The organism is Firmicutes bacterium HGW-Firmicutes-1, from assembly GCA_002841625.1.
GTDB lineage: Bacteria > Bacillota > Clostridia > Lachnospirales > Vallitaleaceae > HGW-1.
Genome location: PHAG01000010.1, coordinates 220,351 through 235,191 on the forward strand (window position 1 = coordinate 220,351; position 14,841 = coordinate 235,191).

Sequence of the window (14,841 nt, forward strand, 5' to 3'; positions counted from 1 at the left end):
AAAGGCAATACATGAGCTAGACAATAACAAGGAGCTTACCAAAGAAGAAAGAGAAAGTTTAATAGGCATCTATCGGATGCTATTAACTGTCTCAAAGTCAAAAGGAGCAGCTGTTGGGTTCTTAATGAAAAATGATTTGCCTTTGAGCCTAAATCATTTGTTTGAAGCGGCAAAGTACATAAAAACAACTAGAGGAGATCAAAATCTAATTAAAGCAGATATTGATGACGACTTTGGGATCTTAACAGAAATAAAATATGAAGGTAAGAATATAAAAGAGCAAATTGGAACAGCGATTCAAAAGGATAACCTTGCTCCAACGAAGAGTCTTATGAACTTAATCGAAGGCTTAGAGAAGGCTGGTCTAAATGTAGACGCGAGTAATCTGCAAAAAGCAGCTGTGAATGATAAGCTTCTAGAAACCTTCTTAGATACAGCGAGTTTTGAAAAAATAATATCACTTTATAAAGATGGACTTATGGAAGATGAAACTGTTAGTATTGAGAAATTAATTGATAAAATAAACGATATTGATATTACCATCAAAGAGCCCTTAGAACTTGACGAAATTTTGAAACAAGTAAAAGATTTATCACAAATAAATGTTGAAACCTTAAAGAATTTTGAAAAATACGGGTTGGAGAAAACGCTTCCAAATCTTTTTTCCGCCAACGAGCTTGAAAAAAATGCATTTGAATTTATGAATAAGCTTGAAGGATTGTTAAAGACATTAGATGCTATGCCGATAGATACTAAAGAACTAAGAGATATCTTGCTTGATAGAAAAGGAAACGATACAATAAGAGATTATGAAGAAACGCTATCAAGAGTTAAAGAACAACTTAGCAAGATGCAAGTTGAGCTTTTAGAAACCCAAGTTGCGGATAAAGGACCTATCAATAAATCAATTCATCAAACAATACAATTAGTTGATTATCAAAAAGCGTTACATAATGGAGATGAATATTATCAAATCCCTATGATGATAGGTGGGAAAATGACGCAAATGAATATGTACTATTTTAAAGATAACAAAGAACAAAAAAGTGAATCAAGCAAGTCATCAATGAATATTTATCTGTTTTTCCATACAGACAATATTGGGAAGGTACAGGCAAATATTCGGTTAGATCATAATAAAATGGATTTTAGTATTTATGCTAGTGATCCAGAAGATATGGAATTGGTTAAAACCTTTGGCAATAAAATAAAAACCTTGTTAACGAGTACAGAATTTTCAGTTGAAAATATAAACTATGGTTTTTTTGAGGCCAAAAGCCCAATAAATGAAGGTATTAAAGAAACAAAGACAGAAAAGATTAAAAAGCATATAGATTCCAAATTTGAAACAATGATATAACATCTGCGGAGGAGGCCAACATATTATGAAAAAAACAGACTTAGAACTTCGAAAAAACATCTTTGATTTGGCTAAAGAATTAGCGATAATTGTAGATGAAATAGACCAGAAAAAATTAACAAAAAAACAAATTCGATAAAAAGCTAAAAGTAATTTGAAAATGTGTCGATACATTTGGTAACGGTAACTTATCATTTTGATGTGAATATGTTTTCGAAACATTTACATCAAGGTGAATTAATAAAAAATCTTTCATAAAGAGGTGTGTACTATGAGAATTAATCACAATATTCCAGCTCTTAGAGCGTTGCATCAATTAGACAAGTCTAATGGCAGGTTGGATAAAACATTGGAAAGACTGTCTTCTGGACTTAGAATTAATCATGCTGCGGATGATGCTGCTGGACTAGCAATTACTCAAAAAATGGACACGCAAGTGAGAGGATTAGGACAAGCGAGTCGAAATGCCATGGATGGCATATCATTAATACAGACAGCAGAAGGTGCTTTAAATGAAGTGCATGCTATGCTGCAAAGAATAAGGGAATTGGCGGTTCAAGTTTCTAACGGCACTTACGATTCAAAGGACAGAAAGGCAGTACAAGATGAAGTAGGTCAACTTTTAAGTGAGATTGAAAGAATTTCCACGGATATTGAATTTAATGAAATGAAATTGCTCGATGGTTCATTAGACCGCAGAGCCTTTTCAACAGATGAAGCTAGAGCAGATATTATCTCAATGAGCGATACCGTTGATGCAGGAGCTTATGCCCTAACTGTTACCACAGTTGCAACGCAATCAACCTACGTAGGAGTAGCAGTTCCAGCGGGATCCTTTGTAGCTAATAAAATTACTATGGGTGGAACCATTAATATAAATGGTGAACAAGTAGAAATTTTAGTAGGAGATACTGGAGATGAAGTATTTGCCAAGCTTAGGGATCTATGTGGTACTGTAGATACGAGTTTAACTATTTCATCTATGCCATTAATTGATGGAAAGATCCTGACATTAACCAATAATCAATTCGGAAACAAATCGATTGTTATAACAGGAACTACATCATTGATCACGGGGCTAGGCCTAGGAGCAGGAAGTACAAATACAACAGGTTTAGATGCTGCAGCAGCAGTTGTGTCTGGTTTTCCAGCAGGAACTACTGTATCTGGAGCAGGTAAAGACCTCATTTTCCGCTCTAATAATGATTTTGAATTAAAGCTAGCAAGTGGCACGGTTGCAGGTGCAGTAACGATGAATATTTTAGCCACAGGCCCACTTGATTTACAAATAGGTGCTAATGAAGGCCAATTTATGGAAATAAGAATACAAAACTTATCACCGAGTGCACTAGGTATTACAAAGATGAATCTTTCGACATCAGATGGTGCACAAGAAGCGATTACTATCGTGGACTTAGCCATACAAAAAATATCAGCGGTACGTTCTAAACTTGGTGCATATCAAAATCGTCTTGAACATACAATTAACAACTTAGAATCAGCTTCAGAAAATATGACAGCTTCCTTCTCAAGAATTCAAGATGCGGACATGGCATATGAAATGGCTAACTTTACTCAACAAAATATAATTGCTCAAGCTGGAACATCCATGCTTGCGCAAGCGAATCAAAGACCTCAATCACTCTTACAATTACTACAACAATAGGTGGTGAACATAGATGAACGATACAATGGTAAAGGATTTTCAAAATAAGATCGTTAATGCAGGAAAAGCAGACTTATTACTTATCAACTACGAAATGCTATTTGTAACGATTGACGAAGCACTTCAAGCCATTGAAGAGGAACGAGAAGAAGCCTTTAACAAATTATTGTCCCAAGCAAATAGACTTCTCAGAGAATTAAGCGATAATCTAGATTTTAATTATGATATTTCTAAGGATTTAATGGCAATATACATTTATGTAAGTAAACAATTAATAGATGCTTCAATCACTTTTAGTAAAGATCCAATCCTTGGAGCAAAAACGGTATTGAATACTCTTTATACAGGATGGTTACAAGCTAGTACAAAAGAAGAAAAGCAAAAGCCAATGGTTATGAACGGACAGAAGATATACGCAGGATTAACCTACGGCAAAGATAAATTGAATGAGATGGTATACGATGGTGTAGTTTCTCGAGGTTTTAGAGCATAGTTATTGGAGTCATTTTTCTAAATATAGGCAGTCAAGATAGGAATAAATCTTGACTGCTTTTTTATATTATGGCAAAGGGTTATATTGGCTCTTAGAAAACCTACAGAAAGACAAATATTTTTTGTTGACATTTGTCACAAACAATAAATAATTGTCAAACAATACTACATATAAGTAATATATATTTAAATTAACAAAATAGTATTGAAAATTATAATGAATGTGTTATAATAATCAATAGCATGTAGTATTCAGTAAGATATTTAGGGAGAAGGAGGAAGAAAGTTGGATAACAAATACATAATCTCAGACGTATCTAAAATATTAGACGTTGAACCACACGTTTTAAGATATTGGGAGGAGGAACTTGGACTTAACATTGAGAGAAATCAATTGGGACATAGATATTATAGCAACTCAGATTTAGAGGCACTAAAAAAGATAAAGGTATTAAAGGAACAAGGCCTACAACTTAGAGCTATTAAATTAATGTTATCAACACCGACAGAAGTTCCAATCACTCAAACCACAGAGATCACCCAAGCAAGTACTAGTGTAGAGGGTAATAAACTAAGGCAGTTCGAAATGTTTTTCAAAGACATACTACAAGAAAACAATCGAATATTGAAGGAAGAAATCAGCGAGGAGTTTGCAGCAAGAATTCAGCTAGTCTTAATACACCAAGAAGAAATAGAAGAAAGAAGATTTAGAAAACTAGATGAAACAATAAGAGAAATACAAAAGGTACGTCAAGAGGTAGCGGTATCACAAAATAAAAATTGGTTTTTTTCAAAAAGAAAGGATAAGTCCTTATAATAGGGCTTATCCTTTTATAGACCAGAAAAGCAAAGGAAAATATGTACCTTCCTGTCTACTAAAAGTAGCTACGCTACTTTCCAAGTACAATTTACAATTATTGAGCTTGAGGTGCGTCTACAGGACAAACACCAGCACAAGCGCCACAATCGATACATACAGCTTCATCAATTACATAAACGTCGCCTTCAGAAATGCATCCTACTGGACATTCTGGTTCACAAGCGCCACATGCAATACACTCATCAGTAATTTTATATGCCATCTCTAACACCTCCTGAATGATAATATAATACAGTACTATTTTAAACTATAAATGAGCTTATGACAAGTTATTTTTTTTTGAAATTTAAGTAAAATGAAGTTAAAATTACTAGGATTTATTTGGAAATTAAAATCAAAAAATACAATATTTTATACTATAACAACATTTCGATTATATTTATAAAAAGCCTCTAAAACTTTCAAAAGATCACTTTCAGTAGGTACGCTGGTATCTAGTAAAGTATAAGGAAGATTTAATGCTTCCCATTTATATTCACCCAGTTTATGAAATGGTAGAACTTCAATCTTTTCAATATATTTATGAGAACCTAAAAATTTAGAAAGGTCAGATATGATTGATAAATCGTCGGTTAAATTTGGTACAAGTACGTAACGAATCCAAATGCTTTTTTGTATTGTATTTGTATAGTCAATAAATTCTATTGTAGGCTGCAATTTTGCGCCTGTAAGATTGAGATATTGAACCTTATCAAAGCTCTTAATATCTAGGATTACAAGATCAGTCCATTCGAGTAGGATTTTTACTTTATCATTGAAGATTGAACCTGCGGTGTCGAGTACGGTGTGAATTCCATGCTCCTTACAAAGCATAAAGAGCTGTATTAAAAAATCAATCTGTAACAACGGTTCTCCACCAGTTACTGTTATGCCGCCATTGGAAAAGCGCATGTAAGATTCGTAGTTTAGAATCTCTTTAAACAAATCCGTTGGGGTATAAATTGTACCACTAGTAGTATCCCAAGTATCAGGATTGTGGCAATATTGACATCGTAAATTACAGCCCTGCATAAAAACAACAAACCGTATGCCCGGTCCATCTAGAGTTCCACAGGTTTCAATGGAGTGTATTTTGCCGAGAATGTCTTCCATAATAAAACCTCCAATTTAATATTCGTTAGTAGATATACTTATTATAGAAGTATTATTGAAGAAATTCAATATAAATGCTACAATCACTATAGTGATTTTATGGGAGGGGTGCAAATGGGAGTTATTTATATTGAAGTTAAGAATAGTCTCTTTCAAAAGATTAGCGAAGGTGTCTATAAAGCTGGAGACAAAATTCCATCAGAAAGAGATCTATCAGATGAATATCACGTAAGTAGAATGACTGCGCGTCAAGCAGTTAGTTTACTTGTTACAGAGGGTGTAGTTTATAGAGAAAAAGGAAAAGGAACCTTCGTATCTTCCAAACAATTTTCTCAAAACAATGTTAAGAGTTTTACACAAACGTTGAAAGAACAAGGATATGATCCTACAACGATCATGTTAGAATTCTCAAATGTTCACAGCCTTAGAGAGATCAGTGCTATCATGGAACTTCCATATGATGCCCAGTATATTAAAATGAAAAGATTGCGTTTGGGCAATGGAGTTCCGATTGCATTAGAGACTGTTTACCTGCCAAGAGATAAATATAGCGGCTTAAAGGAAGAAGACATAGGCCAATCCCTATACAATACCTTGGAGAAAGGATATGGCTATGTTGTAGGGCGGGTTTCTAATGAGATTGATGCATGTATATCGAATCGTATGATGATGAAATTATTTGAAGTTCAAAAACCAGTTGCTCTACTAAAATTAGTCGGAATAAGCTATACTATTGATGGGGATAAATTATTTTATGAAGAGTCCTATTATAGATCAGATTTGTACAAGTACCAAGTTGATATTTATAAAAGAAAGTAGACTATGCGGTTGTCAAAAGTGTGAAATTATATTATAATAACCCTATCTATTTTATAAGGAGGAAATGAAAATGGCTCAAGTAACAAAGGAAATGATTATCGGTGATATCATTAGAATAGACCAAGGCGTTATACCAATTCTTATGGGAGCAGGTATGCATTGCGTGGGTTGTCCATCTGCTCAAGGCGAATCTCTTGAAGAGGCTTGTATGGTTCATGGAATGGATGTTGAGATTTTAGTTGGGAATATTAATGCATATTTAGAAAATAAGTAGTTTAGCCGAATGTAATGCGGAGGTTTGTGACATCGATAAAGAGTCAAAAATATAGAAACATATATGCTGTAATTGAAGGATGCCTTTCTCAAAGATTCATAAATATAAAAAATAAATTGAGTATATGTTATTTTTTGCTTGATTATGAATCCAAAAAGTATTATAATTTCAATTATAACTGAAAACGCGAATCCACGGGAGGATATAAGAATGAAAAAAGCATTAGCTATTATTTTAAGTCTTGTAATGATGTTTTCTATTTTAGCATTTGCAGGATGTACTAAGAAAGAAGCGACAGATGATGGTACTAAGGTTGAAGATACTGAAGAAGGTACAGAAGAAGGAATTACGGAACCAATCAAACTTGGTTTAATCGTTCCTAAGACTGGACAAGTGGCTCAATATGGTATCGCTGTTGAAAATGCAGCTAAATTAGCAGTAGATGAAGTAAATGCTGCTGGTGGTATCAATGGTCAAGAAGTTATTTTGGTTTCTTATGACAACAAAGCAGATGCACAAGAAAGTATTAGTGTATTTAATAGACTAGTAGACAATGATAAAATTGTTGCATTAGTTGGACCAGTTATTAGCTCAACATCATTAGCAGTTGGAGAATTGGCTAATGATTTAGAAATTCCTATGATTTCTCCAACAGCTACAAACTTAAACGTTACAGTAGGTTTAGATTATGTATTTAGAGCTTGTTACATTGATCCATATCAAGGTGGAACAGTAGCTAAATTTGCAAATGAAAACTTAAAAGCAACAAAAGCAGCAATCCTTTACAATTCAGGAGATGACTATTCAACTGGACTTGCAGAAGCATTCAAAGCTACATTTGAAGAAGCTGGTGGTACAGTAACTGATTACGAAGGTTACACTGCTGATGATAAAGACTTTAAAGCAGTTTTAACAAAGATCAAAGGAAATAGCCCAGAAGTAATTTTTATTCCTGATTATTACAACACAGTTGGATTAATCGCTGGTCAAGTAAAAGAAGTTGGTCTTGAAGCAGTTATGCTTGGTGGAGACGGATGGGATGATGTTCAAAAAGAATATGCAGACGTAATGGAAGGTTCATACTTTGCGAACCACTATGCCGCTGATGACCCAGACCCAATCGTTCAAGATTTCATTACAGCTTACAAATCAGCTTACAATGGCGAAACTCCAAACGCTTTAGCAGCACTTGGATATGATGCTACAAAAATCATGCTTGCAGCTATCAAAACAGCAAACACTACAAATGGTCCTGCAATTAGAGAAGCACTTGCAGCTACTGATGCTGATGCTGTTGCTGGTCATGTTACATTTGATGAAAATGGTGACCCATTAAAAGCAATTTCAATGATTAAAATAGTTGCTGGAGAGCTTAAGCTTGAAGCAAAAGTTCAATAATTTATAAATTAGTCAAGTTATTATTAATAATAAGTGGATATTAGAACAAAGGGGGATGTTGTCTCCCTTTGTTTTGCCATGAATAAACATAGTTTAACATAATACTTGCTTAACGTGTTTCCGCTTTAACTCTTGAAAGTGCTATAGTTAATTCTTAGTATCAATGGACATGTAATTTCGTATATCGATATTAAGAATTGTACATATAGAAAATAAAACTCTAAAAATAATTTTAAAGGAGTGAAACAATGAAAGATTTCCTTCAACAAATCATATACGGCATCAATGCAGGAAGTATTTATGCGTTAATAGCATTAGGCTATACGATGGTTTACGGTATTGTTAAATTAATAAACTTTGCTCATGGTGATATTTTGATGATGGGTGCTTATTTTGGATTACTTGCAATGACAGTCTTTGGTATTCCATTTCCAATTGCCATCATTTTAGCAATGATATTATGCGCAACCTTTGGTATGCTAGTGGAGAGAGTAGCGTATAGACCACTCAGAAATGCACCAAGAATTTCAGCATTGATTACGGCTCTTGGTATTAGTATGTTTCTAGAAAGTTATTTCGCGGTACAATTTGGACTTGAAGTTAGAAAAATGCCAGAAATACCTTGGCTTGTAGGTACAACAATGATAGGAGGCATTAGTATTCCTAAAGTAACCTTTTTAATTGTTGGATTATCTATTTTGTGTATGGTTGGGTTGCAATTTATAGTTAAAAAAACGAAGGTCGGAAAAGCAATGCGTGCTGTGTCTGAAGACATGCAGGCAGCTAAGTTAATGGGTATTAATGTAAATAAAACAATTTCATTTACATTTGCACTTGGTTCAGGTCTAGGTGCATTAGGTGGAGTATTATATAGCGTTGCATATTATCAAGTTGAACCATATATGGGTATATTACCAGGTCTTAAAGCCTTTGTTGCAGCAGTTCTTGGAGGAATTGGAATTATCCCAGGAGCTATGTTTGGAGGTTTTGTAATGGGTATTATTGAAAACTTGACTAAAGGGTTTATTTCATCAAGTTGGTCCAACGCCATTCTTTTTGGCATACTAATTCTTGTTCTATTATTTAAGCCATCAGGAATATTTGGCAAAAATACTAGAGAGAAAGTGTAGGTGGAAAAAATGAAAAAATGGCAAGAACTATTAATTACACTCTCCGCAATAGGAGTTCTCTATACTGTATTAGCTTTATTATTGGAATTTGATGTCCTAAGCAATTACAATAGAGGGATTATGATTTTAATTGGGATCAATATTATTGCAGCAGCAAGCTTGAATTTTGCTACTGGTATTTTAGGACAATTGGCGCTAGGACACGCTGGCTTTATGGCGATAGGTGCTTATACCTCAGCTATTTTTGCTAAAGCAGTCATGGATTCGGGCATGCCAAGTGTACTCATTATGATCCTTGCTTTATGTCTTGGTGGTACGGTTGCAGCAGCCTTTGGAGTTGCAATTGGGATACCTGCACTACGCCTTAGAGGCGATTACTTAGGGATAGTAACACTAGGCTTTGGTGAAATCATTAGAATATCTATCTACAATATTAAAGCAATTGGTGGCGCAAGACCTGTTCTTGGTATTCCTAAAGGTCTTATGGGATTCACACAAATCTTTTTCCTAGTAGTGATTGTGCTAATGGCACTATACTTATTGATTAGATCAAGACATGGTAGAGCAATTTTATCTATTAGAGAAAATGAAATAGCAGCAGAAGCGGTTGGTATTCCAACAACCTTCTATAAAATATTTGGATTTGCTACATCTGCATTTTTTGCTGGTGTTGCTGGTGGTGCATTGGCATTTAACCAACGTATCATTGACCCTAGAAAATTTACCTTTATGTTTTCCGTGGAAATTTTCATTATTGTTGTACTAGGTGGAATGGGCAGTTTAACTGGAACGGTTATAGCAGCTATTGTACTTGGTATATTAAATGAGTGGCTACACTTTATTGACCAATATAGACTTGTAATTTATGCTCTTTTATTGGTTGTTATGATGATCGTAAGACCATCAGGTTTATTTGGAACAAGAGAGTTTTCACTAGTAGGGTTAATTAAGAAATTAATTGCACGTAGCAAAAAGACCAATAGCATAGAATAATAGGAGGTGAAAAGATGGCATTATTAGAAACAACTAATTTAGGAATTACATTTGGTGGCCTTAGAGCAGTAGGCAACTTTGATATATCTATAGAAGAACATGAATTGGTAGGACTTATCGGACCAAACGGTGCAGGTAAAACGACTATATTTAACCTTCTTACGGGAGTTTATTTACCTACTGAAGGGGATGTTCTTGTTGATGGGAAAAGCGTTGTAGGACTGAAACCTTATCAAATCGTTACGAGAGGGCTTTCAAGAACCTTCCAGAACATACGTCTATTTAAAGATTTAACAGTTATTGATAATGTAAAGATAGCTTTTCACCAACAAATGAAGTATGGAATTGTAAATACATTATTGAGATTTCCAGGAACACGTTTTTGGAGAGAAGAAGCTGAGGTTGATAAAAAAGCAAGAGAATTGCTTAAGATTTTTAATATGGAAGGATCGGCAGACAAATTAGCTAAAAATCTTCCTTATGGACAACAAAGAAAGCTAGAAATCGCAAGGGCACTTGCTACAAATCCTAAGCTGGTATTATTAGATGAACCAGCTGCAGGAATGAATCCTCAAGAAACAAAGGAATTGATGGATACAATACGATTCATACGTGAAAAGTTTGATGTTTCAATTCTGTTAATAGAACATGACATGAGTTTGGTTATGGGTATCTGCGAGCGTATTATAGTAATTGACTATGGTATGATTATAGCTAAAGGTACACCAGAAGAAATAAAAAATAATCCTAAGGTAATTGGCGCATATTTAGGTGCCTAGGAGGTGAAGCTTTGTTAAAAGTAAATGATATTCACGTTTATTATGGAGCGATACATGCTATTAAAGGCGTTAGCTTTGAAGTTAATCAAGGAGAAATTGTAACTCTAATTGGTGCGAATGGGGCAGGTAAAACAACCATTTTGCATACGGTTTCGGGTCTCATTAAACCTAAAACAGGAACAATTGAACTCTTAGATACAGAAATTTCTAATATAGAAGCACATAAAATTGTAGAAATGGGAATGGCTCAGGTACCAGAAGGCAGAAGGGTTTTTGCTAAAATGTCTGTGCAAGAAAACCTAGAAATGGGTGCCTTCTCTCGAAAAGACAAAGCTAATTTTAACGATGACTATGATATGGTTTTTGAAAAGTTTCCTAGACTTAAAGAGAGAAGAAAGCAGTTGGCAGGTACAATGAGCGGTGGCGAGCAGCAAATGCTTGCAATGGCAAGAGCACTTATGTCAAGGCCTAAAATTCTTTTGTTAGACGAACCATCAATGGGACTTGCACCAATCCTAGTAGATGAAATATTTAATATTGTTCAAGAAATTAATAAAGCAGGAACAACTGTGTTGCTAGTTGAACAAAATGCGCACAAAGCATTATCAATTGCTTCCAGAGCTTATGTGCTTGAAACAGGTAATGTTGTGTTATCTGGGCAAGCATCCGATTTATTAGATAATGAAGAGGTTAAAAAAGCATACTTAGGATAAAAAAACGAATAACAGAGGACGTTTCTTGTGGATCATATGATTCACTTGAAACGTCCTTTTAGATTTTGGTTTATTTATTAGGAACCTATTTTTATACTTTTAACTGATCTTATTATAAGTTCTTTTTGATGGATATAATTCGATATCCTTTTGATTGTAAATGAGCAACTAGATCATCAACCTCTAAGGTATTTAAACGAATGACGATTTCACCATTTGATGGATCGGATTTATAATAATAATTTGTTACATGAGTAATGTTCACGTGAAAATCTTTGATGGTAGTAGAGATATCGGCAAGTGTTCCAAGCTCATCCTTTGCTTCAATAGCAATTCTTGTACCAGAATCATTGGTACCAATAATTTCAATAAAAGCGCCAATGATATCAGATTTCGTTAGGATCCCTTCTAAAATACCTTCCTCACTTATAACGAGTAGGGAATCAATGTTTTTTTCATTAAATAAAACAGCAGCTTCTTCAATAAGCATATCAGGAAGGCATGTAACCATATCTTTTGCTTTTATCATGATATCTTCACAGGTTGTTTTAGAAAGAACATAATTAAGTTCATATACACTTAATGTTGTTGCTTTTGAAGGGCTAAATTGTGTTAAAACTTGTTCTGTAATCATTCCGATGAGTTTTTTATCCTTCACAACAGGAAGTTGAGAAAAACCTTTTTCTACCATCATTTGGAAAGCTAACGATAGAGATGCATCTGGAAAAACAGTTATTACGTCAGTCACCATGCGATTTTTTACATACATACGAACACCTCCAAAGAGTATTTATTATACAAATGTAAGGTAAGCTTACATTTGATTTGAGATTTTATTCGACTCGTAAGTCAAGCATTCTCCATATAAAAATTATATCATTGTTACGCTGTGATAGCAACTATTTGAAGAGGTTCGTTGCCATAATCTTACATAAAAATATTTGTGTGCTTTTAGGATTAGAACGTTCTTCAGTAACGCAGCCAGAAGAAAGATTAAACGGACATTTCAAAAGGATAAAAGCGGGAATCTCAATACAAATGTGGAAATTTGGTTACAAAACTTGAAGGTCATTTCAGGTACGATTGTGTAATTTACTGCAAAAAATGTCGTTTATGCGGCTATAGGTGTCGTTTGTACAATTGCGGTTGACAATATAATTAAAATATAACAATATACATATAATTATTAAAATAAAATTAAAACCATAAAAATATACACTCGATATGAGAAAGGGATAAAGTATATTATGGAAAATAACGACCACTATTTGCATGGATGCAAAACGGTGAGCGTTTTTGTTATTTAAAATTATAATTTTTCTGTATGTAAAGAAATATCAAATATAAAAAAGGGAGCGATCAGATTGGCAAATATAATGATAACAAAGAGGTGTAATCTCAAATGTCCATATTGTTTTGCAAATGAATTTGTAAATAAAAACAATGTAAATATGACAATGGAAGACTACATAAAAGCCATCGATTTTATTATGACAGAACAAGGAGCAGGGATTGGAATCATCGGAGGAGAGCCAACAATGCATCCGCAATTTAAGGAAATGCTAGAGATATTAATACATGATACTAGAGTAAATCAAGTAACTATATTTACAAATGGAATTAATATAGACAAGTTTGTTGAACAACTAGTACATCCCAAATTTGCCTTATTGATTAATTGCAATAGCCCAATAGATACGGGAGAAGCAGCCTATAACAAGCTAGTAAAAAATCTTGATCTATTTGTTAATCAGTATTATATGGGCGATAGAATAACTCTTGGAATCAATATGTATAAGCCGGATTTTGATTACGATTACATATTAGATTTATTAAAAGTGTATGGGTTTAAATATTTAAGGACAGCCATTTCTGTCCCAAACACAGAGGATCTAAAAAATACGGATGCGATTACATATTTTAAAGAAATGAAACCTTCTGTGCTTAGTTTTTACTATAAGGTATTAGAAAATAATATAGTACCATTTTATGATTGCAATATGATGCCATCATGTATATTAACAAATAAAGAAAAGGACAAGCTCTATTACTTAATAGAGAATACGGAGATAGAAGATCGAAATCTTCTATGTAATATGACCACTTGTGAACCTGTTATTGATATATTACCAGATTTAAAAGCAATTAGATGCTTCGCATTGTCGGATAATGCAAAAGTTAGGATTGAGGAATTTGAAAATATATTTGAATTAAAAGCCTATTTTAATAACATGTTTGACTGCTTTGGATATAACGTGCTTTCGTCTTCGGAATGTAAGGATTGTAATAAACGCAAGCTAATGCAATGTTCTGGTGGATGCTATGCGTTTAAGATAAATAAAATAATTGAAGCACAAAACTTAGTAAGTCAAATAAGTTAGTAATTATATTTAGGAGGAGAAAAAATAATGGCTAGCATGTTTTTATATAGAAATACACCTTATCTGCCTATAAATGAAATATCAATCATAGGAGCATTTAATAAATTTGATCCTAAAGCCACACCATTGAGAAAAGAAAAGGATGGTTGGTACGTGGAGATAGATTTAGCAAAAGGGGAGCATCAGTATAAGTTTGTAATAAATAATGTGTTGAGATTAAATGATCCGATGGCCTCACGGTATTTGCCAGATGAAACAGGTGAAGTGTGGTCTATGGCAGATGTAAATTCAAAGAGAGAACTAATTACAAGCGAAGTAAAAGAGCCTTTCTATCTAATGAATCATGTTATAACCAATAGAAAAGCAGGTTTCATAGAAGAAGCTAGATATAAAAACAATTTAAGTCTAAGTATTGATAAAACAGTGTTTGCAGGGTTTGAATTTGGTGCTATTACGGGAATTCATACCATAACAGCAATATGGTTTACGCCACAATTATGTATGCATCACATCTCTGATCATGTGATTGAAGTAATGGAGGGTGATGAGAATAATGCTGCAGAGGTATGGTTTTGGATAGATCTTGAAGATAAAACACGAGAATATCCTCGTGGTATATGGTATGTAAAGCTTCTTGCTGATGGAGAGTTTGTAATGGAAGATAAATTCAGCATTGGAACTGGTGGTACATATGTAGCAACCAATAAAGGGATTCTTGTAAATAGAAGTTTTGATAATAGTAATTAAAGAAATAAATGTATATTTAATTCTAGTGAATGATTATTTTACGATTGAAACTTTTGTCCCATAATAATAATTTGTTTCTATTAGGAACAATAAATTATGCAATCTAGGGTAGACAAA

At 33.8% G+C, this 14,841-nt stretch carries 15 protein-coding genes; 12 read left to right on the forward strand and 3 right to left on the reverse strand.

The window, feature by feature from the left end; translation table 11 throughout:
• Nucleotides 1–1,631 precede the first annotated feature (1,631 nt).
• From CVU84_13835 to CVU84_13845, 3 genes are all read left to right on the forward strand, one after another.
• Entirely contained in the window at nucleotides 1,632–3,026 is a 1,395-nt protein-coding gene (locus CVU84_13835) for a hypothetical protein (GenBank protein ID PKM93980.1), read from the forward strand.
• A 13-nt stretch (nucleotides 3,027–3,039) separates the two neighbouring features.
• Entirely contained in the window at nucleotides 3,040–3,519 is a 480-nt protein-coding gene (locus CVU84_13840; protein ID PKM93981.1) for a hypothetical protein, read from the forward strand.
• 285 nt (nucleotides 3,520–3,804) lie between these two features.
• On the forward strand, nucleotides 3,805–4,335 hold the full coding sequence (locus CVU84_13845; GenBank protein PKM93982.1) for a hypothetical protein: 531 nt from the start codon (nucleotides 3,805–3,807) through the stop codon (nucleotides 4,333–4,335).
• Nucleotides 4,336–4,432: 97 nt separating this feature from the next.
• On the opposite strand, the gene CVU84_13850 is transcribed toward CVU84_13845, so the two are convergent.
• Nucleotides 4,433–4,600, reverse strand: a complete 168-nt coding sequence (locus tag CVU84_13850) for a ferredoxin (GenBank protein PKM93983.1) — start codon at nucleotides 4,598–4,600, stop codon at nucleotides 4,433–4,435.
• A gap of 149 nt (nucleotides 4,601–4,749) precedes the next feature.
• Nucleotides 4,750–5,490 carry a pyruvate formate-lyase 1-activating enzyme gene (gene pflA / locus CVU84_13855; GenBank protein PKM93984.1) on the reverse strand — a complete coding sequence of 247 codons (741 nt, stop codon included), beginning with the start codon at nucleotides 5,488–5,490 and terminating at the stop codon, nucleotides 4,750–4,752.
• A gap of 99 nt (nucleotides 5,491–5,589) precedes the next feature.
• Between pflA and CVU84_13860 the strand changes: the two genes are divergently transcribed.
• The 7 genes from CVU84_13860 (at nucleotide 5,590) to CVU84_13890 (ending at nucleotide 11,596) form a co-directional block, all read left to right on the forward strand.
• A complete protein-coding gene (locus tag CVU84_13860; GenBank protein ID PKM93985.1) occupies nucleotides 5,590–6,309 on the forward strand; it encodes a GntR family transcriptional regulator in 720 nt (239 codons plus the stop codon).
• 70 nt (nucleotides 6,310–6,379) lie between these two features.
• Nucleotides 6,380–6,583: a disulfide oxidoreductase gene (locus CVU84_13865; GenBank protein PKM93986.1), complete on the forward strand. Its 204-nt coding sequence runs from the start codon at nucleotides 6,380–6,382 to the stop codon at nucleotides 6,581–6,583.
• Between the two features lie 249 nt (nucleotides 6,584–6,832).
• Nucleotides 6,833–7,981: an amino acid-binding protein gene (locus CVU84_13870; GenBank protein ID PKM94002.1), complete on the forward strand. Its 1,149-nt coding sequence runs from the start codon at nucleotides 6,833–6,835 to the stop codon at nucleotides 7,979–7,981.
• 248 nt (nucleotides 7,982–8,229) lie between these two features.
• Nucleotides 8,230–9,111 (forward strand): branched-chain amino acid ABC transporter permease, encoded by an 882-nt coding sequence (locus CVU84_13875; protein PKM93987.1) that lies wholly within the window; start codon nucleotides 8,230–8,232, stop codon nucleotides 9,109–9,111.
• A gap of 9 nt (nucleotides 9,112–9,120) precedes the next feature.
• Nucleotides 9,121–10,104, forward strand: coding sequence for a branched-chain amino acid ABC transporter permease (locus CVU84_13880; protein PKM93988.1), 984 nt, complete (start codon nucleotides 9,121–9,123; stop codon nucleotides 10,102–10,104).
• 14 nt (nucleotides 10,105–10,118) lie between these two features.
• Nucleotides 10,119–10,883 carry an ABC transporter ATP-binding protein gene (locus CVU84_13885; protein PKM93989.1) on the forward strand — a complete coding sequence of 255 codons (765 nt, stop codon included), beginning with the start codon at nucleotides 10,119–10,121 and terminating at the stop codon, nucleotides 10,881–10,883.
• An 11-nt stretch (nucleotides 10,884–10,894) separates the two neighbouring features.
• Nucleotides 10,895–11,596, forward strand: coding sequence for an ABC transporter ATP-binding protein (locus CVU84_13890; GenBank protein ID PKM93990.1), 702 nt, complete (start codon nucleotides 10,895–10,897; stop codon nucleotides 11,594–11,596).
• A gap of 112 nt (nucleotides 11,597–11,708) precedes the next feature.
• Here the strand turns inward: CVU84_13890 and CVU84_13895 are convergent, their stop codons facing one another.
• A complete protein-coding gene (locus CVU84_13895) occupies nucleotides 11,709–12,365 on the reverse strand; it encodes a hypothetical protein (protein PKM93991.1) in 657 nt (218 codons plus the stop codon).
• Between the two features lie 595 nt (nucleotides 12,366–12,960).
• Here CVU84_13895 and CVU84_13900 point away from each other — a divergent pair.
• Together CVU84_13900 and CVU84_13905 are read left to right on the forward strand one after the other, a co-directional pair.
• Nucleotides 12,961–13,977 carry a hypothetical protein gene (locus CVU84_13900; GenBank protein ID PKM93992.1) on the forward strand — a complete coding sequence of 339 codons (1,017 nt, stop codon included), beginning with the start codon at nucleotides 12,961–12,963 and terminating at the stop codon, nucleotides 13,975–13,977.
• Between the two features lie 27 nt (nucleotides 13,978–14,004).
• Nucleotides 14,005–14,724, forward strand: a complete 720-nt coding sequence (locus tag CVU84_13905; protein ID PKM93993.1) for a hypothetical protein — start codon at nucleotides 14,005–14,007, stop codon at nucleotides 14,722–14,724.
• Nucleotides 14,725–14,841: the final 117 nt, after the last annotated feature.